The organism is Microbacterium sp. (assembly GCF_031178445.1).
Taxonomy (GTDB): Bacteria; Actinomycetota; Actinomycetes; order Actinomycetales; family Microbacteriaceae; genus Microbacterium.
The window spans coordinates 52,407-73,590 of record NZ_JAPSIY010000004.1 but is presented as its reverse complement, the minus strand read 5'-3'; the positions used below and the strand labels follow the sequence as shown (position 1 = coordinate 73,590).

The 21,184-nt window shown below is 70.4% G+C and carries 21 protein-coding genes; 8 read left to right on the top strand and 13 right to left on the bottom strand.

The window, feature by feature from the left end; translation table 11 throughout:
- Window positions 1–79: 79 nt before the first annotated feature.
- The 3 genes from RIN43_RS07075 to aztB are packed head-to-tail and all read right to left on the bottom strand — an operon-like array spanning window position 80 to window position 3,065.
- Window positions 80–997 carry a metal ABC transporter substrate-binding protein gene (locus tag RIN43_RS07075; protein WP_309128198.1) on the bottom strand — a complete coding sequence of 306 codons (918 nt, stop codon included), beginning with the start codon at window positions 995–997 and terminating at the stop codon, window positions 80–82.
- Window positions 994–2,196, bottom strand: coding sequence for a hypothetical protein (locus tag RIN43_RS07070; protein ID WP_309128197.1), 1,203 nt, complete (start codon window positions 2,194–2,196; stop codon window positions 994–996). Before RIN43_RS07070 ends, RIN43_RS07075 begins: the two co-directional genes overlap by 4 nt.
- Window positions 2,193–3,065 carry a zinc ABC transporter permease AztB gene (gene aztB / locus RIN43_RS07065; RefSeq protein ID WP_309128196.1) on the bottom strand — a complete coding sequence of 291 codons (873 nt, stop codon included), beginning with the start codon at window positions 3,063–3,065 and terminating at the stop codon, window positions 2,193–2,195. Before aztB ends, RIN43_RS07070 begins: the two co-directional genes overlap by 4 nt.
- A 54-nt stretch (window positions 3,066–3,119) precedes the next feature.
- On the opposite strand from aztB, the gene aztA reads away from it, so the two are divergent.
- Window positions 3,120–3,827 (top strand): zinc ABC transporter ATP-binding protein AztA, encoded by a 708-nt coding sequence (gene aztA, locus RIN43_RS07060; protein WP_309128195.1) that lies wholly within the window; start codon window positions 3,120–3,122, stop codon window positions 3,825–3,827.
- Here aztA and RIN43_RS07055 read toward each other — a convergent pair.
- The 5 genes from RIN43_RS07055 to RIN43_RS07035 form a co-directional block, all read right to left on the bottom strand.
- A complete protein-coding gene (locus RIN43_RS07055) occupies window positions 3,784–4,710 on the bottom strand; it encodes a DNA-methyltransferase (RefSeq protein WP_375163722.1) in 927 nt (308 codons plus the stop codon). The genes aztA and RIN43_RS07055 overlap by 44 nt on opposite strands.
- On the bottom strand, window positions 4,707–5,756 hold the full coding sequence (locus RIN43_RS07050; RefSeq protein WP_309128193.1) for a lipoate--protein ligase family protein: 1,050 nt from the start codon (window positions 5,754–5,756) through the stop codon (window positions 4,707–4,709). Before RIN43_RS07050 ends, RIN43_RS07055 begins: the two co-directional genes overlap by 4 nt.
- 33 nt (window positions 5,757–5,789) lie before the next feature.
- Window positions 5,790–6,650, bottom strand: a complete 861-nt coding sequence (locus RIN43_RS07045; protein WP_309128192.1) for an alpha/beta hydrolase — start codon at window positions 6,648–6,650, stop codon at window positions 5,790–5,792.
- A 78-nt stretch (window positions 6,651–6,728) separates the two neighbouring features.
- A complete protein-coding gene (locus RIN43_RS07040; protein ID WP_309128191.1) occupies window positions 6,729–7,133 on the bottom strand; it encodes a PRC-barrel domain-containing protein in 405 nt (134 codons plus the stop codon).
- A 176-nt stretch (window positions 7,134–7,309) separates the two neighbouring features.
- Window positions 7,310–8,059, bottom strand: coding sequence for a copper homeostasis protein CutC (locus RIN43_RS07035; RefSeq protein WP_309128190.1), 750 nt, complete (start codon window positions 8,057–8,059; stop codon window positions 7,310–7,312).
- A 94-nt stretch (window positions 8,060–8,153) separates the two neighbouring features.
- On the opposite strand from RIN43_RS07035, the gene RIN43_RS07030 reads away from it, so the two are divergent.
- From RIN43_RS07030 to RIN43_RS07020, 3 genes are read left to right on the top strand one after another with little or no spacing between them, the layout of a single operon-like run.
- A complete protein-coding gene (locus RIN43_RS07030; RefSeq protein WP_309128189.1) occupies window positions 8,154–8,594 on the top strand; it encodes a MarR family transcriptional regulator in 441 nt (146 codons plus the stop codon).
- A gap of 5 nt (window positions 8,595–8,599) precedes the next feature.
- The gene (locus RIN43_RS07025; protein WP_309128420.1) at window positions 8,600–9,943 is read left to right on the top strand and encodes an MFS transporter; all 1,344 of its coding nucleotides are present in this window, start codon (window positions 8,600–8,602) and stop codon (window positions 9,941–9,943) included.
- Window positions 9,944–10,003: 60 nt separating this feature from the next.
- On the top strand, window positions 10,004–10,369 hold the full coding sequence (locus tag RIN43_RS07020) for a hypothetical protein (protein WP_309128188.1): 366 nt from the start codon (window positions 10,004–10,006) through the stop codon (window positions 10,367–10,369).
- An 86-nt stretch (window positions 10,370–10,455) separates the two neighbouring features.
- On the opposite strand, the gene rocD is transcribed toward RIN43_RS07020, so the two are convergent.
- From rocD to RIN43_RS07005, 3 genes are all read right to left on the bottom strand, one after another.
- A complete protein-coding gene (rocD, locus tag RIN43_RS07015; protein WP_309128187.1) occupies window positions 10,456–11,661 on the bottom strand; it encodes an ornithine--oxo-acid transaminase in 1,206 nt (401 codons plus the stop codon).
- Window positions 11,658–12,536, bottom strand: coding sequence for a dimethylargininase (gene ddaH, locus RIN43_RS07010; RefSeq protein ID WP_309128186.1), 879 nt, complete (start codon window positions 12,534–12,536; stop codon window positions 11,658–11,660). The genes rocD and ddaH overlap by 4 nt, the downstream gene beginning before the upstream one ends.
- A gap of 213 nt (window positions 12,537–12,749) precedes the next feature.
- Window positions 12,750–16,463 (bottom strand): bifunctional proline dehydrogenase/L-glutamate gamma-semialdehyde dehydrogenase, encoded by a 3,714-nt coding sequence (locus RIN43_RS07005; RefSeq protein WP_309128185.1) that lies wholly within the window; start codon window positions 16,461–16,463, stop codon window positions 12,750–12,752.
- Between the two features lie 170 nt (window positions 16,464–16,633).
- Here RIN43_RS07005 and RIN43_RS07000 point away from each other — a divergent pair, with 170 nt between their 5' ends.
- The 3 genes from RIN43_RS07000 to RIN43_RS06990 are packed head-to-tail and all read left to right on the top strand — an operon-like array spanning window position 16,634 to window position 18,497.
- On the top strand, window positions 16,634–17,332 hold the full coding sequence (locus RIN43_RS07000) for a hypothetical protein (protein WP_309128184.1): 699 nt from the start codon (window positions 16,634–16,636) through the stop codon (window positions 17,330–17,332).
- The gene (locus tag RIN43_RS06995; RefSeq protein ID WP_309128183.1) at window positions 17,329–17,904 is read left to right on the top strand and encodes a hypothetical protein; all 576 of its coding nucleotides are present in this window, start codon (window positions 17,329–17,331) and stop codon (window positions 17,902–17,904) included. Before RIN43_RS07000 ends, RIN43_RS06995 begins: the two co-directional genes overlap by 4 nt.
- Window positions 17,901–18,497 (top strand): hypothetical protein, encoded by a 597-nt coding sequence (locus RIN43_RS06990; RefSeq protein WP_309128182.1) that lies wholly within the window; start codon window positions 17,901–17,903, stop codon window positions 18,495–18,497. Before RIN43_RS06995 ends, RIN43_RS06990 begins: the two co-directional genes overlap by 4 nt.
- On the opposite strand, the gene RIN43_RS06985 is transcribed toward RIN43_RS06990, so the two are convergent.
- Both RIN43_RS06985 and RIN43_RS06980 read right to left on the bottom strand, forming a co-directional pair.
- Complete coding sequence (locus tag RIN43_RS06985; protein ID WP_309128181.1) at window positions 18,383–19,852, bottom strand: hypothetical protein; 1,470 nt, start codon at window positions 19,850–19,852, stop codon at window positions 18,383–18,385. The genes RIN43_RS06990 and RIN43_RS06985 overlap by 115 nt on opposite strands.
- A 139-nt stretch (window positions 19,853–19,991) precedes the next feature.
- The gene (locus RIN43_RS06980) at window positions 19,992–20,552 is read right to left on the bottom strand and encodes an acyl-CoA thioesterase (protein ID WP_309128180.1); all 561 of its coding nucleotides are present in this window, start codon (window positions 20,550–20,552) and stop codon (window positions 19,992–19,994) included.
- A 109-nt stretch (window positions 20,553–20,661) separates the two neighbouring features.
- On the opposite strand from RIN43_RS06980, the gene RIN43_RS06975 reads away from it, so the two are divergent.
- Window positions 20,662–21,171 carry a GNAT family N-acetyltransferase gene (locus tag RIN43_RS06975; protein ID WP_309128179.1) on the top strand — a complete coding sequence of 170 codons (510 nt, stop codon included), beginning with the start codon at window positions 20,662–20,664 and terminating at the stop codon, window positions 21,169–21,171.
- Window positions 21,172–21,184 lie beyond the last annotated feature (13 nt).

Sequence of the window (21,184 nt, the reverse complement as noted above, 5' to 3'; positions counted from 1 at the left end):
CTTTCTTCTCGCCCCGTCGAGTGCAGGGCCGTTGTGGTCAGCGGGCCCTGATGGCCAGGGCTTCTGGTGGTCGGGCCGGTCATGGGCTGAGTCCGGCGACGATGCGCTCGGTGTTCACGCGCATCATGTCGAGGTAGGTGTCACCGGGGTCGCCCGGCGAAGCGAGGGACTCGGAGATCAGCTCGACGACGGCGACCTCCCGGTCCGCCTCCTCCGCCAGCACCTGCACGAGCCGGTCGGGCTGCGAGGACTCCGCGAAGATGGTCGTCACGCCCGCCTCGTCGATGGCGTCCACGAGCTCCTGGAGGTCGGCGGGGCTCGGTGCCGCGAGGGTGGTGCCACCGGGGATGACCGCGCCGAGGATGCGCACATCGAATCGGCGGGCGAGATAGCCGAACACATGATGGTTCGTCACCAGTGCGCGATGCTCCTCGGGGATGCCGCCGAGCGCGGTCGCCATCCGCTGCTCCAGCGTGTGGAGGCTGCGGCCGTAGTCATCGGCTCGGGCGAGCACGTCCTCGCGCCGGTCGCCGGCGAGGGGGGCGAGCGCCGCTGAGAGCTCCTCGGCGACAAGCGCCATCTGGCCGGGATCGGTCCAGAAGTGCGGGTCCGGCGCCGACCCCTCCGCGTACTCGACGACATCGACGTGGTCGCCGGCGGTGAAGACCCGCACTCCGTCGTCGGCGGCGGATTCGACGTGGTGCAGCAGTCCCTCCTCGAGGCCGAGGCCGTTGGCGACGATCAGATCGGCGTCCCGCATCCCTGCCGCCTGCTGCGCCGAGAGCTCGAAGGAGTGCGGGTCGGCGCCTGGAGGCATGAGAACGACGACCTCGAGATCGTCGCCCGCGATGGCCGCTGCGACATCGCCCAGGATGTTCGTCGTGACGTACACGGTCGGGCGGTCGTCACCGGCGGGTGCGCAGCCGCTCAGCGCGGCGGCCAGCACCAGCGCGGCGGAACCTGCTGCGAGGCGGAACCTGCCGCCGCGCAGGCTCATCGGCCGGTCCCTGCGAGGTGCAGCGGCTCGTCGTCCGTCGTGAACACGCGGGCGATGCGCGCGGCGTCCGCCGGATCGATCTCCCAGAGTGTCCTCTCCTTCGGACCGTTCAGGTACGCCCGCTTCTGATCCACCACGAAGCGGACATGGCCGGCCGTCTCGTCATCGGCCAGCGACTCCGCCACCAGTGGGGCGGTGCGCGCCACGACCGCACCGTCCGCCATCACCAGCACAGAGCCGTCCGCGGCGAGGACGAGCATGCGATCGTCGGCGTCGTCGATCGCCGTGGCGCGCACGATCTGCTGCCCTGCGTCCCAGACGGTCCAGCGCCTCGCCCTCGTGTCCAGGACCCAGAAGACCGATCCTCCTGTCGTGGCGGCGACGCTCGGACGGGCTTTGCGCGCGGCGAACTCGACCGCTCGCGAGGGCGCCTGCGCCGGGTAGGGGATGCGCTCGGTGTCGGTCGCATCACCGCCGACGGCGAGCAGGGCGCCGTCCGCGCATCCCACCACCACGCCGACGACGGTGGTGATGGTCCCCGCGGCGCGGGCGCACGGCAACCGGCCGCTCTCTTCGCCGGCTGCCGTCATCACCCGAACCTCCTGCGGTACGCCGTCGGCATCGGGAGCGGTGACGAGCGCGCCGGCGGCGAGCGGCACGACGAGCCCGTCGTGCTCGTCGACGTCGACGCGGAAACGCTCCACGATGTCGCCGTCGGCAAGAGCCGGTGAGTCGAGCAGCACAGCCACGTCGTCGAAGAGGATGCCCGTGCCGGTCTCGCCGGGCACGACGGTGGCGACGCCGCGACCCTTCACGTCCCCGATCACGCGTGATGGGGCCTCGTAGTAGTGGAAGTGGTCGATGTGGCTCCACGTCCAGACCCCGCTGTCGATCACTGTGACCGCGCCCTCACGGATCGCGAACAGGTAGCGCCCGTCGGTGATCACCTCGGCGGCCGGCTCTACCCGGGCGATCACGTCGCTGCGCTCGTCGAGCAGATCGAGGTGAGCGACCTCGCCGTCGGCCGACACTGTGGCCAGGTGCAGCGCCGGCTCGGCGAGCTCTCGCGCACCGGCGACCTCTCCGTGCCCGGCATCGCCCGAGGGCGGCGCCACAGGCGCCGGCGCGGGCGCCGCGGAGCATCCGGCCATGACGGCGATGAGCACGAGCGATGCTGCGGCGATCAGGGGGTTTCTCATGTGGTCCTTTCGACGGGGAGGTTCAGGGATGCGCCTCGGGTTCGCCGGGTGCGTGCGACGGTGGTCAGCTGCCGCAGCAGCGCCGAGAGCCCCGCCGCGAGGATGGCGATGAACGCGATCGTCGATCCGGCGGCGGTACCGGCGTGCCAGGAGATGAGCAGTCCGATGACCACGCTCCCCGCGCCGATCAGGGCCGCAAGCGCCATCGTCGAGACGATGCGCGCCGTCCACCGGCCGGCGGCCACCGCGGGGCCGAGCAGCATGCCGACGACGAGCAGCGAGCCGACAGCCTGGTACGCCGCGACCACGGCGAGCGTGACCATGCCGACCAGCTGGATGTGTGCGAGTCGCGGCCGCAGGCCCAGCAGCTGGGCCTGACGCGGATCGAGGGTCAGCGCCACGAACGCTCGATGGCCGCTGACGGCGAGCGCGAGGGTAGCGGCCGCCACGATCCCCAGGGTGAGGATGTCGCTCGCTTCGGCCGCCAGGATGTCGCCGAAAAGGATCGCCGTCGCATCGGTGGCGAAGCTGCGCGAGGCGGAGATGATGATCACCCCCAGCGCGAGGCTCGCGACGAAGAGCAAGCCGATGCTGGTGTCGGCCGACAGCCGCCCACGCCGCTGCAGCACGGCGATCCCCACGGCCATCGCCGTGGCGCTGACGCCGGCGCCGATAATCGGGGGCGCTCCGGCGATCGTGGCCACCGCGACGCCCGGCAGCATGCCGTGCGCCACCGCCTCACCGAGGAAAGCCATGCCGCGCAGGACCACCCATGTGCCGACGACTGCGCAGATCAGCGCGACGAGAAGACCCGCGGCAAGTCCGCGCTGCAGGAAGCCGGCGGCGAAGGGTTCGAGGAGAGAAGGCACCCGACAGACTGTAGCAGTTATTGATAACGATTCTCATTTGCAATAATGGAACCCATGACCGATCCCCCGCTGCTCGACACGACGCGCGTCCTGACCCTGCGCGATATCCACGTCGACCGAGAGGGCCACGTCGCTCTGCGAGGGGTGGATGCCGATGCCCACGCCGGCCGACTGCTGGCGGTGGCCGGCGCCAACGGCTCAGGCAAGTCGACGCTGCTCGACGTCGCCGCCGGGCTGCTCCAACCCCAGCGGGGTACGGTGCGACGACGTGATGATCTGAGAATCGCCCTGCTGCCGCAGACCACGGCTCTGCCGCCTCACCTGCCGCTGACGGTCACCGATGTGGTGTCGATGGGCACGTGGGCGCGTCTGGGGCCGTGGCGCAGAGCGCGACGCTCCGACAGGGCGGCCGTCGCGGACGCCATCGACGCCGTCGAGTTGCGACCTCACGCCACTCGGCGCATCGGCGCCCTGTCGGGCGGGCAGCGCCAGCGCGCGCTCCTCGCCCAAGCCCTCGTCCAGAGGGCCGACCTGGTGCTGCTCGACGAGCCGATGGCGGGCCTCGACACGCGCTCTCGCCGCATCATCGCCGACGCGGTCGACCGTCTCACCGCAGACGGCGCAGCCGTGATCGCCGTCACCCACGATCTCAGCGAGTTCCGCCGCGCAGACGAGGTCCTCACGCTGCACGAGGGCAGCGTCACCCGATCGGCCGCGCTCAGGAAGCAGTCACGCGCGCGTGCGGCATCCGCTCGCGCATGACGCGGATCGCCTCAGGACTGTGGTCGACGAGAACGGCGTCGCGGCCGAGCGCCGACGCCACGGCGCCCGTCGTGCCGGAGCCGGCGAACAGGTCGAGCACCCGGTCGCCGGGCCGGCTGGAGGCCTGCACGATGCGGCGCAGGATGCCCTCTGGCTTCTGCGTCGGGTAGCCGGTCTTCTCGCGGCCGGTCGTCGGCACGATCGTGTGCCACCACACGTCGGTGGGCAGCTTGCCGCGCGCGGCCTTCTCGGGCGTCACCAGACCGGGTGCCATGTAGGGCTCGCGATCGACCTCGTCGGAGTTGAACACGTACTCGCGCTGGTTCTTCACGTAGACCAGGATCGTGTCGTGCTTGGTGGGCCAGCGCCGGCGCGACTTCGCGCCGTAGTCGTAGGCCCAGATCAGTTCGTTCAGAAACGCGTCACGCCCGAAGACGGCGTCGAGCATGACCTTGGCGTAGTGCGCCTCGCGATAGTCGAGGTGCAGGTAGAGGGTGCCGTCGTCGGCGAGCAGCCGCCAAGCCGCCTCGAGCCGCGGCATGAGGAAGTCTCCGTAGTCGTCGAAGCGATCGTCGTACGCGCGCAGCATCCCGCGCACCCGCTCGTACGCGTGACCGTGGAAGCCGTGCCGGATCTCCTTCGCCGTGACCGGCGCCGGCGCCGACGACACCGCCTCTTCAGTGCTCGCAGGGTGGCTTCGGCGCGCCTCGATCACCTGGCGCTCCTGAGCGCGGCCGGTGTTGAACGGCGGGTCGAGATAGATGAGGGTGAAGGATGCCGAAGGCAGCGTGCCTGCCACGAGGAGGTTGTCACCCTCGATGATCTCGACGGATCCGGGCGGTTCATCCCGCTCTTCCCGCTCCTCGTGAGGCGCCGGGGTCATGGGACCCGGTGCAGCCATGCCTCGGTGGCGAACTTCGTCTGCACGAGCGCCTCCGCGTCGGCGTACTCGTCTGCGGCGATCGAGCCGTCCTCGGCGCCTGTGAGCGCGCGGAAGGTGTCTTTGAACCGCTCGATGATCTCGGATCGCGCCATGCCGGTCTGGGTGCGCAGCGGATCGACGCGCTTGGCGGCCGATGTCGTGCCCTTGTCGCTGAGCTTCTCCCGGCCGATGCGCAGCACCTCGGTCATCACCTGACCGTCGATGTCGTACGAGATCGTCGCGTGGTGCAGCACCCCGCCGTTGGCGAGGCGCTTCTGGGCCGCTCCGCCGATCTTGCCGGTCGGGGATGCGATGTCGTTGAGGGGCTGGTAGGTCGCATCGACTCCGACCGACCGCAGCGCGTGCAGCACCCAGTCGTCGAGGAAGGCGTAGGAGTCGGCGAAGGTCATGCCCTGCACCAGCGAGGCCGGCACGTACAGCGAGTACGTGATGATCTGCCCTGCCGCCATCAGCATCGCTCCGCCGCCCGAGATGCGGCGCACCACGTCGAAGCCGTGCTTGGCGGCACCCTCGGAGTCGACCTCGTTACGGTACGACTGGAACGACCCGATCACGACGGCCGATTCGTCCCACTCCCAGATGCGCAGCGTCGGCCGCCGACGGCCTTCCCCTACGCGGGATGTGAGCACCTCGTCGAGTGCGAGGTTCATGCGCGGCGACACGGCCTTCTCGTGCACGATATCCCAGTCGAAGTCGCGCCAGCCCGGCGCGGTGACCAGTGCGCGGCGCACCACCGTTCCGACGGCTTCGGGCGAGAAGCCGAGCAGCTGAGCGCCGGCCGGCAGCGCGCCGCGCACGGCGGCCGCGATCGTCGAGGCATCCGCTTCGACCGGCATCCCCTCGACGGCCGCGTTGATGGCGTCGAGCGCCGTGTCGGGCTCGAGGAAGAAGTCGCCGGCCAGCCGGAAATCGCGGATCAGCCCGTTCTCGACCTCGAGGTCGACGACGACGAGCTTCCCACCTGGGACCTTGTACTCACCATGCACGTCTCCAGCTTAGGCGGGCAGGCGGTGCAGAGTTCAGGTGCGGGCGGGCATGTGCTTGTCGAGCCACGCGAGCACGTCGGCGCGCACCTCGGCCTGGTTGATCTCGTTGAACAGTTCGTGTCGCGCGTCGGGGTACACCAGCGTGGTGACGTCGGTCAGACCCGATCGCCTCCGGTAGGCGTCGGCGAGCTTGTGCACGCTGCGCGGACCTCCCACCGGATCATCGCGCCCGACGATCAGCAGCAGCGGCACGTCGCTCTCAAGGTCCCGGCGCGGGCGGCCGTACAGCCGTGCGGCCTCGACGGGTCCGAACAGCTTCAGCAGCGGCGTCTCGGTCGTCAGCGGATCGTCGTGGAACGCCTGCCAGACCGCCTGGTCGCGCGACAGCCATTCGAGCCCGTCGGCATCCGGACCCTTCCACCGCGCGTTCAGCGGCGCCGCGTTCAGGTCGGCAGGGGTGAGATGCGCCGATCCGCTCAGCACGACGGCGTCGTAGGCCTTCGGGTCGCCGTTCAGCAGCTTCTGGGCGAGGAACGACCCCCAGGAGTGGCCGATCAGCACCAGCGGGAGGTCGGGATGCTCGGCGCGGATGATGCCGGTCAGCTGTGCGCAGGCCGCAACGGCCGCGCGCAGCCCCCCTGGCCCGAGCCGGCCCAGCTTCGCAGGACCGCCGTGCTGGCGTATCCCGGTGCGGCCGTGCCCGCGATGATCGTCGGCGTAGACGTGGAACCCCGCTGCCGTGAGCGCCTCGACGAGCGCGGCGTACCGTCCCGCGTGCTCGCCAACGCCGTGCAGCAGCTGCACGACTCCCCTCGGCGTGCCGGCCGCCTCGTGCACGTCGTAGACGATGGCGATCCCGTGGGCGTCGGTGAACTCCGTCGTGGTCGCGGTCATGGTGCGAGTCTACGGACAGACACGCTCATCGCCCCCGGTGGGCAGACCGACCGCCTCAGGGGTGCTGCGGGAACGCGCTCATCGGTAGTACGGGAACGCGGGATACACGTACCCCGCCGCCCAGAAGGGCGTGTAGCCGTAGTAGCCGAGCACGCTCTCGTTGTACTCGCGGTCGTTGATGAGCTCGGGATCGTAGCCGGGAGCGCCCGCCAGGTGCTCACGGCTCTGATCGACGCGCACTTCGTCGTCGTCAACGCCCGTCACGGCGTCGACGGGAATGTACGACTTGTGCTCGCCGAGGCCGAGGAACCCGCCGGACGCGACGACCAGGAAGCGCACCTTGTTCTCGGTCGTGTCGATCAGCAGTCCTTCGACCTTTCCGACGTCCTCGCCGTCGGCATCCCTGACGGTCCTGCCCCGGATGTCGTCATCCTCTGCGACGGTGCGATCGGTGTCCTGCAGCGGCACCAGTTCGTTGTCCATGTCGCTCTCCTCTCGTCTCGGAGACCACGATGCTCTTCGACGATGGCGAGCGCGAGGGGCTGGCGTCGCCGCATCCGAAGACGCATACTGGCTTCATCCGAGCCGCGCGAGGCGATTCTCGCGAGCGCGCGCCGGGGAGGGAACCTCTACGGGCGGACGGCGCTCTCGGGCCTCGGTCACACGGCGGCGAGTGCCGTCACGATCTCCAGTGCGGTCTCGCGGTCGGTGACCTCGTGGCCTCCGACGCCGTCAGCGGCCGACCCCATCCGCACCGAGCCACCGGCGCCTGCGATGTCGGACTCCACGGCGCGCTTGGCCGAGAAGTGCACGGCATCGACGCCGGTCGCCGCGATCTCGGCGACGTTCGATGCGCTCACGCCGCTGCCCGCCATGATCTCGATCACACCCGCAGCCTCGGCGACCAGGTCGCGCAGCACGTCGAGTCCGTCGATCGCTGCCGACGCACCACCGGAGCTGAGCACCCGCCGCATCCCGAGCTCCCTGGCGATGCGCAACGCCGAGACGGGGTCGGGAGTCACGTCGATCGCGCGGTGCAGGGTGACGGATGCTCCGCCGGCCGCGTCGACCAGACGGGCGAGAGCCTCGCGATCGAGGGCGCCGTCCGCCCGCTGGCATCCGATGACCACGCCGTGCGCGCCGGCGGCGAGAGCATGGCGGATGTCGCGCGCGGTGAGCGCGAGCTCGTCGGCGTCGTAGTGGAACCCGCCCGCGCGCGGACGAACGAGCACGTGCACCTCGGGCCCGCCGTCGCCTGCCGTCTCGAGCGCCGTCTCGATGGTCGCCGCGGAGGGAGTCAGCCCTCCCAGCGCGAGGGCCTGCCCGAGTTCGACCCTGGCGGCGCCGATCTCGCGGGCGATGCGGATTCCTGCGGGGTCCTGGACGGCGATTTCGAACGCGAGGGGCATTCCGCCATTTTCTCATCCCGACGCACGGCACCCGCGACCGCATGTCGCACCGAGGTGGATTCGCGACCAGAAGATTAGTTAGACTATCTAAGTAATGACTGCCTCCCCCGAAGATCTCGACGACACGGCGACGCAGTTGCGCCTCGCCGTCTTCCGCCTCGCCCGGCGGCTGCGCTCCGCCAGGGCCCTCGACGCCATGAGCGATGCCCAGCTCGCCGTGCTCGCCGCACTGCGCCTGCACGGGCGGCACACCCTCTCCCGTCTCGCCGAGCGGGAACGCGTGACGGCGCCGACCATGAGCTCCATGATCAACGGCCTCGCCGACCAGGGGTTCGTGGTGCGCATCCCCGACGACGAGGACCGCCGGCGCGTGCACGTCGAGATCACCGAACAGGGCGCCGAAGTCGTCACCGAGACCATCCGCCGCCGCGACGAGCTGCTGGCCGGCATGCTGCGCGACGCCGACCTCGACGATCACGATCTGGCGGTGCTGCGCGAGGCGGCCGCGCTGTTGCGAAGGGTGGTCGAGGCATGAGCGCGATGTTCCGATCGTTCCGTTCGTTCAACTACCGCACCTGGTTCTTCGGCGCGGTCGTCTCGAACATCGGCGGCTGGATGCAGGCCACCGCGCAGGACTGGGTGGTGCTCACCGAGCTGACCGACAACGACGCGACCGCCATGGGCGCGACGATGGCACTGCAGTTCGGCCCTCCCCTGGTGCTGGTGAGCCTGACCGGATGGGTGGCGGATCGCTTCGACCGGCGCCGCGTGCTGCTGGTCACGCAGTCGACCCTGATGCTGCTGGCCGTCGCGATCGCGGTGCTGCTGCTCACCGGGGTGATGACCCTGCCGCTGATGCTGTGCTTCGCCGCCGCGTTCGGCATCACCAACGCCTTCGACGCTCCGGCGAGGCAAGCGTTCGTGTCCGACATGGTGAGCCTGGAGGACACGTCGAACGCCGTGGCTCTCAATTCGGCCTCGTTCAACATGGCGCGCCTGATCGGTCCCGCGGTCGGCGGTCTGCTGATCGTCGCGCTGGGCTCCGGCTGGGTGTTCATCGCGAACGCCGTGACGTTCCTCGCGATGCTGGTGGCGCTCATGCTCATCCGCACGAGAGAGCTCGTTCCGCGGGTCGTGAACAGCCGCAGCGGCGGCGGCCTCGCGGCCGGCTTCCGCTACGTGATGGGTCGTCCCGACCTGGTGGTCGTGTTCGTGATGGTCTTCCTGATCGGCGCGTTCGGCATGAACTTCCCGATCTTCGCCTCGACCATGGCGCTGGAGTTCGGCAGAGGCGCCGACGGCTACGGCCTGCTCAGCTCGGTGCTCGCCATCGGGTCCCTGGCCGGTGCCCTGCTGGCCGCCCGCCGCGACCGCGCCCGCGTGCGGGTGCTGGTGCTCGCCGCAGGCGGCTTCGGGGTGGCATCCGTCATCTCCACGCTGATGCCGTCGTACTGGACGTACGCCGCCGTCCTCGTGTTCGTCGGGTTCTCGACAGTGACGATGCTCACGACCGCCAACGGGTACGTGCAGACGACGACGGATGCCGCGCTGCGCGGCCGGGTGCTGGCGCTGTACATGGCCGTGATCATGGGCTCCACCCCCATCGGCGCCCCGATCGCGGGTTGGATCGTCGATGCGTTCTCGGCGCGCACGTCGATCATGGTCGGCGGTCTGGCCGGCATCGTCGCCTTCTCGATCGGCATCGGATGGATGCTGTGGTCGGGTCGGCTGCACCGTCAGGAACACACCCGCTTCCTGCTCACGCTCGACGAGACGCGCCCGCTGTCGGTCGTGCGCGCCATGGAGCCGACCTCCTTCGACGATCGCACCGCCGCGACGACGCCCATCCGCCTGCCGCGGGACGACGACCGGCGAGCCGACTGAGCCGGGCGCGTCTGTCAATGCCCTCGTACGGGGGAGGATGCGCCGTCTAACCTCGCTCCCATGAGCGATCAGCACAGCAGCCCGCGAGACGACGCCGGTCAGTATCCGCACTCCCCCGGGCAGGATCCGGACGGCAGCGGCGAACCGCGCCAGCCCGAGCCGACCGGCCAGGAGGACTCACCTCCGCGCAGCCCCGTCGTGCCGGAGTCGCAGCGCGACACCGCCGGCGGCGCCGAGCAGCCCGGCGGCCACACGGGCGCGCCGGAGGACATCCCCGCGCACAACACCGCCCCCGATGGGCAGCCCGGCGACAGCGGCGACGCGCCGCTGGGCGGCGACGAGACGACTGAGCAGCAGCTCGAGGCGGACACCGCCGTCGAGCGAGATGCTCTGAAGGGACTCGACCCCGACGACTCGCCGGCCTGAGACCGCAGCGGCCCGGCGGGAATCGACCGCCCGCACGAGACCCGCCGTCGTTGCCGACGTGTCTCGTGCGGGCGGGATGCTCCGGGTCAGCCCTCGAGCACCAGGCGCAGCTGCTCGACGGCCCAGTCGAGCTCGGTGGCGCGGATCACCAGCGGCGGGGCGATGCGAATCGTCTGCCCATGGGTGTCCTTGACGAGCACACCGCGATCGAGCAGCTTCTCAGCGATCTCCCGACCCGTGCCGATGGCAGGGTCGATGTCGACTCCCGCCCACAGTCCTGCGATGCGCACGGCGGTCACACCCTGGCCGATCAGGGGCTCGAGCCTGCCCGCGAGATGAGCGCCGAGGGCACGGGCGCGCTCCTGGAACTCGCCGGAGGCGAGCATCTCGACGACCTGCGTGCCCACGGCGGCGGCGAGCGGGTTCCCGCCGAAGGTGGAGCCGTGCTCACCCGGGTGGATCACGCCGAGCACGTCGCGATTGCCGACGACGGCCGAGACCGGCAGCAGGCCGCCTCCCAGTGCTTTGCCCAGCAGGTACAGGTCGGGCACGACGCCCTCGCGATCGCAGGCGAACGTCTCGCCCACGCGACCGAGGCCCGACTGGATCTCGTCGGCGATGAAGAGCACGTTCCGCTCATCGCAGATCTCGCGGATGCGGCGCAGGTAGCCCTCCGGCGGGATGATCACACCACCCTCGCCCTGGATGGGCTCGATGAGCACAGCGGCGGTGTCGTCGGTGACGGCGGCGGCGATCGCCTCGGCGTCACCGTACGGGACGATGTCGAATCCCGGGGTGTACGGACCGAAGTCGGCGCGCGCCTGCTCATCGTCGCTGAAGCTGACGATGGTCGTGGTGCGCCCATGGAAGTTGCCGGCGGCGACGATGATGCGCGCCTTCCCGGCGGCGATGCCCTTGACGCGGTAGCCCCACGCACGAGCGACCTTGATGCCGGTCTCGACCGCTTCGGCACCGGTGTTCATCGGCAGCAGCATGTCCTTGCCGCACAGGTCGGCGAGCGCGGCCGCGAACGGCTCGAGGCGATCGCTGCGGAACGCACGGCTGACCAGGGCGACCCGGCCGAGCTGCTCGGTGAGCGCGGCGACGAGGGCGGGATGCCGGTGTCCGAAGTTCACCGCCGAGTACGCGGCCAGCAGGTCGAGGTAGCGCTTGCCGTCGGCATCCGTCACCCAAGCGCCCTCGGCGCTCGCGATGGAGATCGCCAGCGGGCTGTAGTTGTTCGCGACGTGCGGCTCCACGGCCGTCGTCGTCTCCGACACGACCGCGGTCACTTCGCGCCTCGCAGCTCGAGGGTGCAGCACTTGATGCCGCCGCCGCCGAGGAGCAGCTCGGAGAGGTCGACGGTGATCGGGTTGTAGCCGCGCTCGCGCAGCTGCTTCTCGAAGCCCGTGGCGCGCGGCGAGATGATGACGTTGTAGCCGTCACTGGCCGAGTTCAGACCGAACACGGCACCATCGTCGTCCGAGACGAGGATCGCGTCGGGGAAGCGCTCCTCGAGGATCGCGCGGCTCGCGTCGTCGAAGGCACCGGGCAGGTACGCGATGTTGGCGCGCTCCGGCCCGCCGTTCTCCGCACCCTGCACAGGGTCGAGCACCGCGATCGCCGTGTCGAGGTGGTAGAAACGGGGGTCGATGAGGTTGAGGGTCACGACTTCGCGGTCGAACACCTCCCCGACTTCGCTGTGGCTGTCGCCGGTCGAACGGAACCCGGTGCCGGCGAGGATCACGTCGCCGACGAGCAGGAAGTCGCCCTCGCCTTCGTTGACCTCCTTCGGCATGACGGTGTCGAAGCCGTTGGCGCGGAACCATTCGGCGAACGCCGGCGCCTCGCCCTGTCGCTCGACGAAGCGGAACTCGGGCACGTAGGCCCGACCGTCGATGACGAAGCCGCCGTTGGCGGTGTAGACCATGTCGGGGTAGCCGGCGAGCGGTTCGATCAGCTCGACCTCGTGACCGAGCTCGAGATACAGGTCGTACAGCCGCTGCCACTGCGCGATCGCCTTGGCCGTGTCGGTCGGCCTGGCCGGCTCCATCCACGGGTTGATCGTGTAGCTGACGGTGAAGTGCTCGGGGCGGCACATCAGATAGCGCCGGTGATGCGCGGTGCGTGCCGGCGCGGTGGCGGTCGCGGTCTCAGGCGTGGACATGGATGCTCCTCATGAAGACGCGGCGGACGCTGTCCAGGGGCCCGGCGGAAGTTCGACCCGCGCCGCCCGTACCGGGCAGCGCGCGGGGAAGATGCGACACGGGCACGCCACCTATATTTTTGCATCCGGAGCCTGGGCACCGCCAGGGCGGGTTCAGCTGATGACTTCAAGCGGCAGCGACACCTTTTTCGACCGCAGGCGCCCGCCGGCCTCTCAGATCACCCCGGCACTCCATGAGTCGGGATTGCCGAAGCGGTGCGCGGTGATCGAGATGGCCTGCTCGTGCACGAACGGAAGCAGCTCGATACGGCCGGCCGAGGTGACCTCGTCGGCGTACACCGCGAGGTCGGGGTCGCCTCCCGTCGCAACGGCCAGCGACGAGTGCAGTTGGGCGACCGTCTCTCGCCCGCCGACGAGGCGCACGCGCCCCGCGACCGCCGGCGCAGGCGTCGCGGGCTGCGCGCCCTCGCTCGGCGGTTCCTCCCGGCGGAGCATCCGCTCGACCCATTCCGCATCGCTCTCCACTGCGACCATCACGCCGAGCGCTCCCAGCTCGGCGCGCACGGCGGCGGGAACGCCCTCCGGGATCGACACGAGGAAACCGGCCCCCGACCGGATGCCGGCGAGCACCACGCGCAGCACCTCGTGCAGTCCGGCATCGGATGCCGCCCGCACCATCACCGGCACGGGGCGATAGCGGAACAGGTTGCGTTCCACACCAAGCTGCGACACGTCGCGCACCTGGCCGAACTCGCGATCCCAGGCGACGGCGTCCGACAGGGCGGCCTGGCGCAGCCACTCGAACTCCTCGAAGCCGAGCGACGGCTGGGCCGATTCGATCAGGCCCGAGATGCGGCTGTCCAGGCCGCGAAGGTGAAGCGTGCTCGACGACTTGCCGCGGGGCCGCGAGTGCCAGGAGCCGAGGCCGATGAGGTAGTTCGGACCGCCCGCCTTGGCTCCTGGCCCGACCGACGAGCGCTTCCAACCGCCGAACGGCTGACGCTGCACGATCGCGCCGGTGATGCCGCGGTTGACGTACAGGTTGCCGGCCTGCACGCTGTCGAGCCACAGCGCGAGGTCGTCGGGATCCTGCGTGTGCAGGCCTGCGGTCAGCCCGTAGGCGACGGCATTCTGCATCTCGATCGCGGCGCTGAGCGTCGGAGCGTGCATGATGCCGAGCATCGGCCCGAAGAACTCCTCCAGGTGCGTGCGCGCACCGGGCTGCACGCCGACGCGGATGCCGGGGCTCCACAGCCTGCCCCGATCCTCGGGCGCGCAGGGCACGACGTCGTCGAGCAGGCGCGGCTCGATCAGCCACCTCTCCTCGCCTTCGAGCTCGGAGAGGGCCCAGGCGAGCTTGCCGTGCGGCTTCTCGATGACCGGCCCGATCTCGGAGCGTGGATCCGACGGCCAGGCGACGTGCAGAGAGCGAGTCGCGTCGACCAACTGGCGGGCGAAACGCTTGGAACGGCCGACCGGGCCGACGAGGATGGCGAGGGATGCCGCCGAGCATTTCTGGCCGGCGTGGCCGAACGCGCTCTTGACCAGGTCGGCGACGGCGAGGTCGAGGTCTGCGGTGGGGGTGATGATCATCGCGTTCTTGCCGCTGGTCTCGGCCAGCAGCGGCAGATCGGGGCGCCAGGAGCGGAACAGCGCCGCCGTGTCCCACGCGCCGGTCAGGATGACCCGGTCCACGTCGGGATGGCTGATCAGACGCCGCCCGAGTTCCCGCTCCTCCAGGTCGACGAGCACCAACACGTCACGCGGGATGCCTGCCTGCCAGAGGGCCTCGGCGATGACGGCGCCACAGCGGCGCGACTGATGCGCGGGTTTGAACACCACGCCAGAGCCGGCGGCGAGCGCCGCCAGCACGCCGCCCGCAGGGATCGCGAGCGGGAAGTTCCACGGCGGGGTGACGACGGTGACCTTCGCGGGCTCGAAGGCGGCGCCCGTGATGCCGTCGAGCTCACGGCAGGTCGCCGCGTAGTACTTCGCGAAGTCGACCGCCTCGCTCACCTCGATGTCGGCCTCGGCGAAGACCTTGCCCGTCTCGTCGGCGGCGACCTCGATCAGCTCCGCTCGCCGTGCCGAAAGGGCCGCTGCCGCGCGCAGCAGGATCTCGGCGCGTTCGGACGCCGGGCGCGCTCCCCATGACGCGGCGGCCGCCTTCACCCGTGCGACGGTCTGCACCAGCATCCCCTCGTCATCGATGCGCGATGCACGCACGGTGGCGACGCCGAGCGGGGATGCGGCGGCGGCCGCGAGCCGGTCGAACACCCCCCTCGCCCAATCCCGGTTGGCGGGCAGCGCCGGGTCGCTGTCGGGGGTGTTCGCGAACCCGGGAGCTCCCGCCGCCGCCCCCGCTGCGGACAGCTCCTGCCTGGCGTACACGGCCGTCTCGAGGAACGCCTCGCCGGCGTCGTCGTCGGCAGAGCCGCGGGCGATGCCCAGCACGACGCCGGTGAGATCCTCGTCGGCGGTCGCCGGTTGCGTGAGCGGGCGCACGGATTCGTGCATGGGCGCCCCACGGTCCTGCGTGCGGCGCGGCCCGGCGAGCAGGGAATGATCCTTCGCCCGGCTGACGGAGTCGACGAAGCGCAGTCGCTCGCGTTCGAACAGCGAGGGGTCGTCCGCGAGGTGGAAGGCCGCGGAGAGGAAGTTCGATGTCGAAGCGTTCTCCTCCAGTCGGCGCACGAGATAGCTGATGGCCACGTCGAACTCGTCGGGCCGCACCACGGGCACGTACAGCAGCACCGGTCCCACAGTGCGCGACACGGCGGCGACCTGCGCCTGCGCCATGCCCAACAGCATCTCGAACTCGACGGCGTCCCGCACGCCGCGCTCGCCTGCGAGCAGCCAGGCGTACGCGATGTCGAACAGGTTGTGCCCGGCGACGCCGATACGCACCGCCGCGGCGTCACGGGGCTGGAGGGCCGCATCGAGACAGCGCAAATAGTTCGCGTCGGTGTCGAGCTTCGAGCCGTACGGCGCCTGCGGCCAGCCGTGCATGACGGCATCCACCCGCTCCATCGCGAGGTTCGCGCCCTTCACGAGCCGCACCTTGATCGGCGCGCCGCCGTGCTCGGTGCGCTCCCGCGCCCAGGCCGTCAGCTCGCGCAGCGCCGGCAGCGCGTCGGGCAGATAGGTCTGCAGCACGATGCCCGCCTCGAGTCGCTTCAGGCGGGGATCCTCGAGGATGCGGGTGAACACCGCGATCGTCAGGTCGAGGTCCTTGTACTCCTCCATGTCGAGGTTGATGAAGGTGCCGTCATCCGCGGCGGTGACGTACAGCGGCGTGAGGCGCGACACCACCTCGTCGACCACCTCGTCGAACGCCCACATCGAGATGCGGCTCATGATCGCGGAGACCTTGACCGACACGTAGTCGACATCGGGGCGGCGCACGAGATCGTGGATGCCTTCGAGCCGGCGCTTCGCCTCGGCTTCGCCGAGCACCGCCTCACCGAGAAGGTTGAGGTTGAGCCTGGCGCCCGATTCGCGGATCTTCTCCAGCACGGGCCCGAGCTTGTCGGGGCGGGCGTCGACGATGAGGTGCCCCACCATCTCGCGCAGCATCCGCCTGGCCACCGGCACCGTGGGCATGGGCAGCACCGGCGCGACCCCGCCTCCGACGCGCACCAGCCCGCGCAGGTACCAGGGCAGGAACTGCGGTGCCAGCGGAGCCACCCGGCGCAGGTTGGATGCCGCGGCTGACAGACTCTCGGGCCGCATGACGCCGTCGACGAAACCGAGTGTGAAGGACAGCCCGTCCGGATCCTGCAGCACACCTGCCAGCCGCTCCGCCGCGGGGTCGACGTCGGCGGCGGCGGCCTCCTGCACCCAGCGGTGCGCGAACTCGACGGCCGCGTCGGAGAGACGCGCCTCTGGCGCACTCGGATACTGTGCGGGCGACGACTGCTCTGGCATGCGTCCAGCCTAGGCACGTGGTCGGCCGGAAGGCGGATGATCGAGGCGGTGGCGTGCGAACCGCCGCGCAGGCTTCGTACGAGCCGTCCGTGGATCGGAAGGCAGCGCCGAGACCGGCGCCGGATGCCTCTTTGATCCACCGTGCCGAAAGCCACCCCTATGCTGATGCCGTGAACAGCACACCGCCGGAGGGGACGGCGCCGCAGCAGGATGCCGCCGCCGTGGCGCGCTCCAACGCCGACGCGCGCGCGAAGGTGCTCGCGTGGGCTCGGCGCAGCATCGACCTCATCCCCACGAAGTGGCTGATCACGGGCGCTGGTGCGGTGCTGCTCGCGGCCACCGCCGTCTTCGGCGGACTGGAGACGGTTCCCGCCTCCCCTGTGCCTGAGCTCGCGGTCGGCGACACCTTCGCCGGATCGGACTTGGAGGTGACCGTGCGGGCCGTCGAGCTCCGCGATGAGCGCGGTGACGCCGCGGTCTTCCCCGACGAGGGGAAGGGCGAGAAGGCGCTCGTCGTCGTGCTGGACGTGGTGAACACGTTCACCTCCGCGCGCAGCGCCGCGACGGCCGATCGGCCGTCGCCGGCTCTCGACGGGATCCGCGTCGACGGCGTGGAGGGAGCGCCGGCGCTGACTCGCGCGGGCGACGAGGGGCTCGTCACTCCGCGGCTGCAGCCCGATGTGCCCGTCCGGGTGATCGCCGCGTGGGTCGTCGGTCCGAAGGATCTGCGGCCCGGTGAGTCCGTGCGCATCTCGCTTCCCGATTCGACCCACTACGTGGGAAAGAGCGTGATGAGCGGCGACTACTGGGCGGATGTCCGGCTCGGAGCCTGGGTCGACGCCCGGATCGAGGCGGTGGCGGCGCCGTGACGGCGACGTGGCTGCGCTCGAAGCCCGCGATCTGGCTGCTCACCGGGGTGCTGCTGGCCTGCGCCTGGGGCGTATCGAAGATCACACTGCCGGAAGACGCCGCCAGCGCCCCGTTCCCCACGGCGGCGCAGTTGGGCGAGCTGGCGACCGCGCGCGATCTCGAAGTCACCATCGACGAGGTGCGCGCCGCGAAGCGGGTGACCGATTCCACGGGCTGGTCGGCCGAGGGCACGTGGCTCGTCGTCGACCTGGAGGCCTCCGCCGTCCTCTCCCAGGGCTCAGTCCTGGGACTGCACGACCTTGTGATCGGGGAGCGCACCTTCACGGCGACGGAGCGCGGCACCACGTTCCGCGGCCAGGCGCTGATCCCGGGTGTCCCCCGCGAGGGCAGCCTGGCCTTCGAGCTGCCGGCCGACGCCCTGCACGGGCAGGCGACGCTGCGACTCGGCGCGCCGAGCGGTCCTCGGCTCGACGCGCCACTCGACGGCATCATCGAACTGCGCCTCGACCTCGACCGGGTTACGCGGCACGACGAGATCACCCTTCGCGAGAACGGCTGGGCTCGCCGATGACCATTCCCCCCGTACCCGCCGCCCCCGCCGCGACGGACGAGTCCGAAGCCGCTCTCGCCTCCCACCCGGCATCGTGGTGGCGGAGGAACCGCTGGGCGCTGCTCGCGATCGCCGTCCTCGCCCCTGTGACCGCGATCGCCATCGGATGGCACGAGTGGCACGGCTGGTACGGCTACGGCGCCCGCCCCTACATGCCGGTCGTCGCAGAGGAGAAGGAATCCCTCGAGCTGGCGGACGCCACGTGGGGGCCGGTGCGCAGCGCTGAGATCGACGATCTCAGCGGCCTTGATGTGCCAGGGGGAACGATGGTCATCGCGGCCGCCATCCCGGTCGACCCGGAGGTCGAGGGGGTGGCCTGCGCGACACCGGAGCTCGTGCAGCAGAGCACGGGGCGCACGTGGAGGCCGGTGCGATCGGAGATCGGTCTGGGCTACGACGCCGACGAGCCGTCCACCTGCCTCTCGACCGAGACGACGCCCTACGAACTCGTCGTCGCGTTCGTGCTGCCCGACGACGTCGAAGGACCGTTCTGGGTCGACGTCGCGCCCTCCTCCACTGCGGGTGCGTTCGTGAGATTCCGGATCGACCCCTGACCGCTCACCGCGTCGCGGTTCTGGGCCGTGACCACCGCGGCGGCGACCGCATCGACGGATGCGGGCAGCAGTCCTGCGGCGTCCGCCACTGCGCGCACCTCGGCTTCTGCTGTCGAGAACTGCCCGGCCTCCGGACGCTCGCTCTGCCTGCGACGCAGCCGCCCGAGCGTGGCATCGTACGCACCGGCGATCACCGCGATGCGCAACGGCTCGACGATGAGCGCCGGGATGAGGAAGAGCACGGATCCGGCGACCGCCCAGAACAGGAACTCCTGCGGTCCCACGAGCCTGCTGACGGCGAGGCCCAGGTATGACTCGAACGCTTTCACCGCCACGTAGACCAGCGCGTACGAGGCGACCAGCAGCGGACCGGCGCGCCACATCAACAGCAGCGCCCTGCCGATCGGCCGGAAGCGAGCCCCGAGTTCTTCCCCGAGGTCCTTCAGCCGCCGCATCAGCGGGTTCGGCACGAAGGCGGCGTGCTCGCGCAGCCGGGTGAGCACGCGGTGCTCGATCCGCAGCTTCTCTGCGACGATGGCCTGGCCGTAGACGATGCCGCCGATCGTCAGCCACGCCAGCGGCGCCAGCAGCACCGGTCCCGCCTCCGCGGTGACCCAGCCGATCGCGTCCCACAGCCAGCGCAGCGGCGCGACGGCGTCCAGCACCTGCTCGCGCAGCCGCTCGAGGAACGCGATCGCGGCTCTGCTGTCGATCCAGCCCTTGACGGAGTCGGTGACATCGCCGATGACCATCACCGAGAAGAACACCCACACGACCTCGAAGTACACGGCCAGCGGCGACAGCCATTTCGCCAGCCGTGCCGACCATTTCGACCACGCCCAGCGCGCCGCGAACGACACCACGATGATCGACACGGTCCAGACGTTGAGGGGCAGGTTCAGGACGGTGTCGACGCTGCTCACCGGCTCCTCGCCCGTCAGGGCGGCGACGACGACCACGTCGGTGCGGATCTCCAGGGCGCGGGCGGAGTACGCCTGCACGTCCTCACTGAGCAGACCCTGCGCCCAGTACACCGCGAAGAACGGCAGGATGCCGGCGAGCAGCGCCGAGAGGAAGGTGCGCCGGCGCTCAGCCGGCGACTCGGGAAGCGGCGCTATCGCGCCGAGCTCGCGCAGCCCGTCGCGGAGCACGAGGAACATCGCGACATAGCTGATCAGCCTGGCGAGGATCGCGAGCGGCAGGATAAGGAATCCGAGCGTCGCGGATCGGCCGCCAACGGCTCCGGCGAGCTGCACGATGACGTAGTGCGCCAAGATGCCGGCGAGATACCACGCGAGCATGGCCGGCCAGTGCCGCCAGAGGCTCCGGCCGGTCGACACCAGGATCTCCCGCACGCGCTCAGATTACCGCGCGGCGGACCCGCGACCCACACCAGGCCGGATCGGAAATGCTGCTCCCGGCCGCGGCGAGCAGCATCTTTGATCCGCGCAGGCGCAGCGGCGGAAGTCCGGGGTCCGTCGGGCGGGCGCGCCGTCAGCGCCAGACGCTCGGCGCCGGTCGCTTGGTCGAGGGCAGAGCCGATGCGGCTGCCCACTCATGGATCCATTCGGCGATGTCGGGCACACCCTCGGGCCGGCCGAGTGTGGCGAACAGCTCGTCGTGCGGCACAGTGCCGCCGGTGCGGCGCAGCATCCGGGCCCTGACGATGACCCTGGCGTACATCTCACCGTCGACGACCACCCTGTGCTCCATGAACAGCGCGCGGTCGTCGTGGCCCGTGAAGCGCGACTCGATGTCGAAACGCTGCCACAGCTCCAGCGACTTGCGGAACGTGACCGTCTCGCTCGACACCACCGCATACCAGCCGCGCTTGCGCATGGCGTCGAACAGGCCCGTGCGGATCAGCAGGTCCCAGCGACCGAGGTCGAACAGCGACAGGTAGCGGCCGTTGTTCATGTGCCGCAGGATGTCGAGGTCGGTCGGCAGGGTGGTGAGCCGGATGCGGCCGACCGCCGTGGGCTCGAGGGTCTCGCCACGGCGGGCGCGCCGTCGGGCCTGCCAGATGATGAGGAGAGTGCGCCAGATCACGTTCACGGTCAGCGATGGTAGCCATCGTGGACGGACACCCAAACTCCATTGGCGTATTTCTACAGGGGCGGCGCCCGATTTCACCTGTGGCGCGAGCGCGCGTAGAGTCACGGGCATGAGCGCCGAAGCCCAGCCCGAGATCATCGTCCGTCCGGTCCGCGATGTGGATGCGGAGGCTCTGGGTCGCGTGCATGCGCAGTGCTGGCACGAGACCTACGACCACCTGATCAGCAAGGCCGCGCTGGAGAAGATCTCTCCGCGTCGCATGGCCGAGCTCTGGACCCACTGGGCCGCCCAGGGTCCCGAGTTCAAGATGAGCGCAGCACTCGTCGACGGCGAGATCGTCGGCTTCGTCGGCTCAGGCCCCGCGCGCGACAAGGATGCTCCGGCGTTCCGCGAGCTGTACTTCATCTATCTCCTCGATCAGTGGCACGGCACCGGCATCGGCCAGAAGCTGTTCGACGCGGCCGTCGAGAAGGACGAGCCGCTGTACCTGTGGGTCGCAGAGGACAACCCTCGCGCCCACCGCTTCTACACGCGCAACGGCTTCTCGCTCGACGGCGCCAGCCACACGGAGCCCTTCCTGGGCGAGACCCTCACCGAAGTGCGATTCGTTCGGGCCTGACCTCGCGATGAAG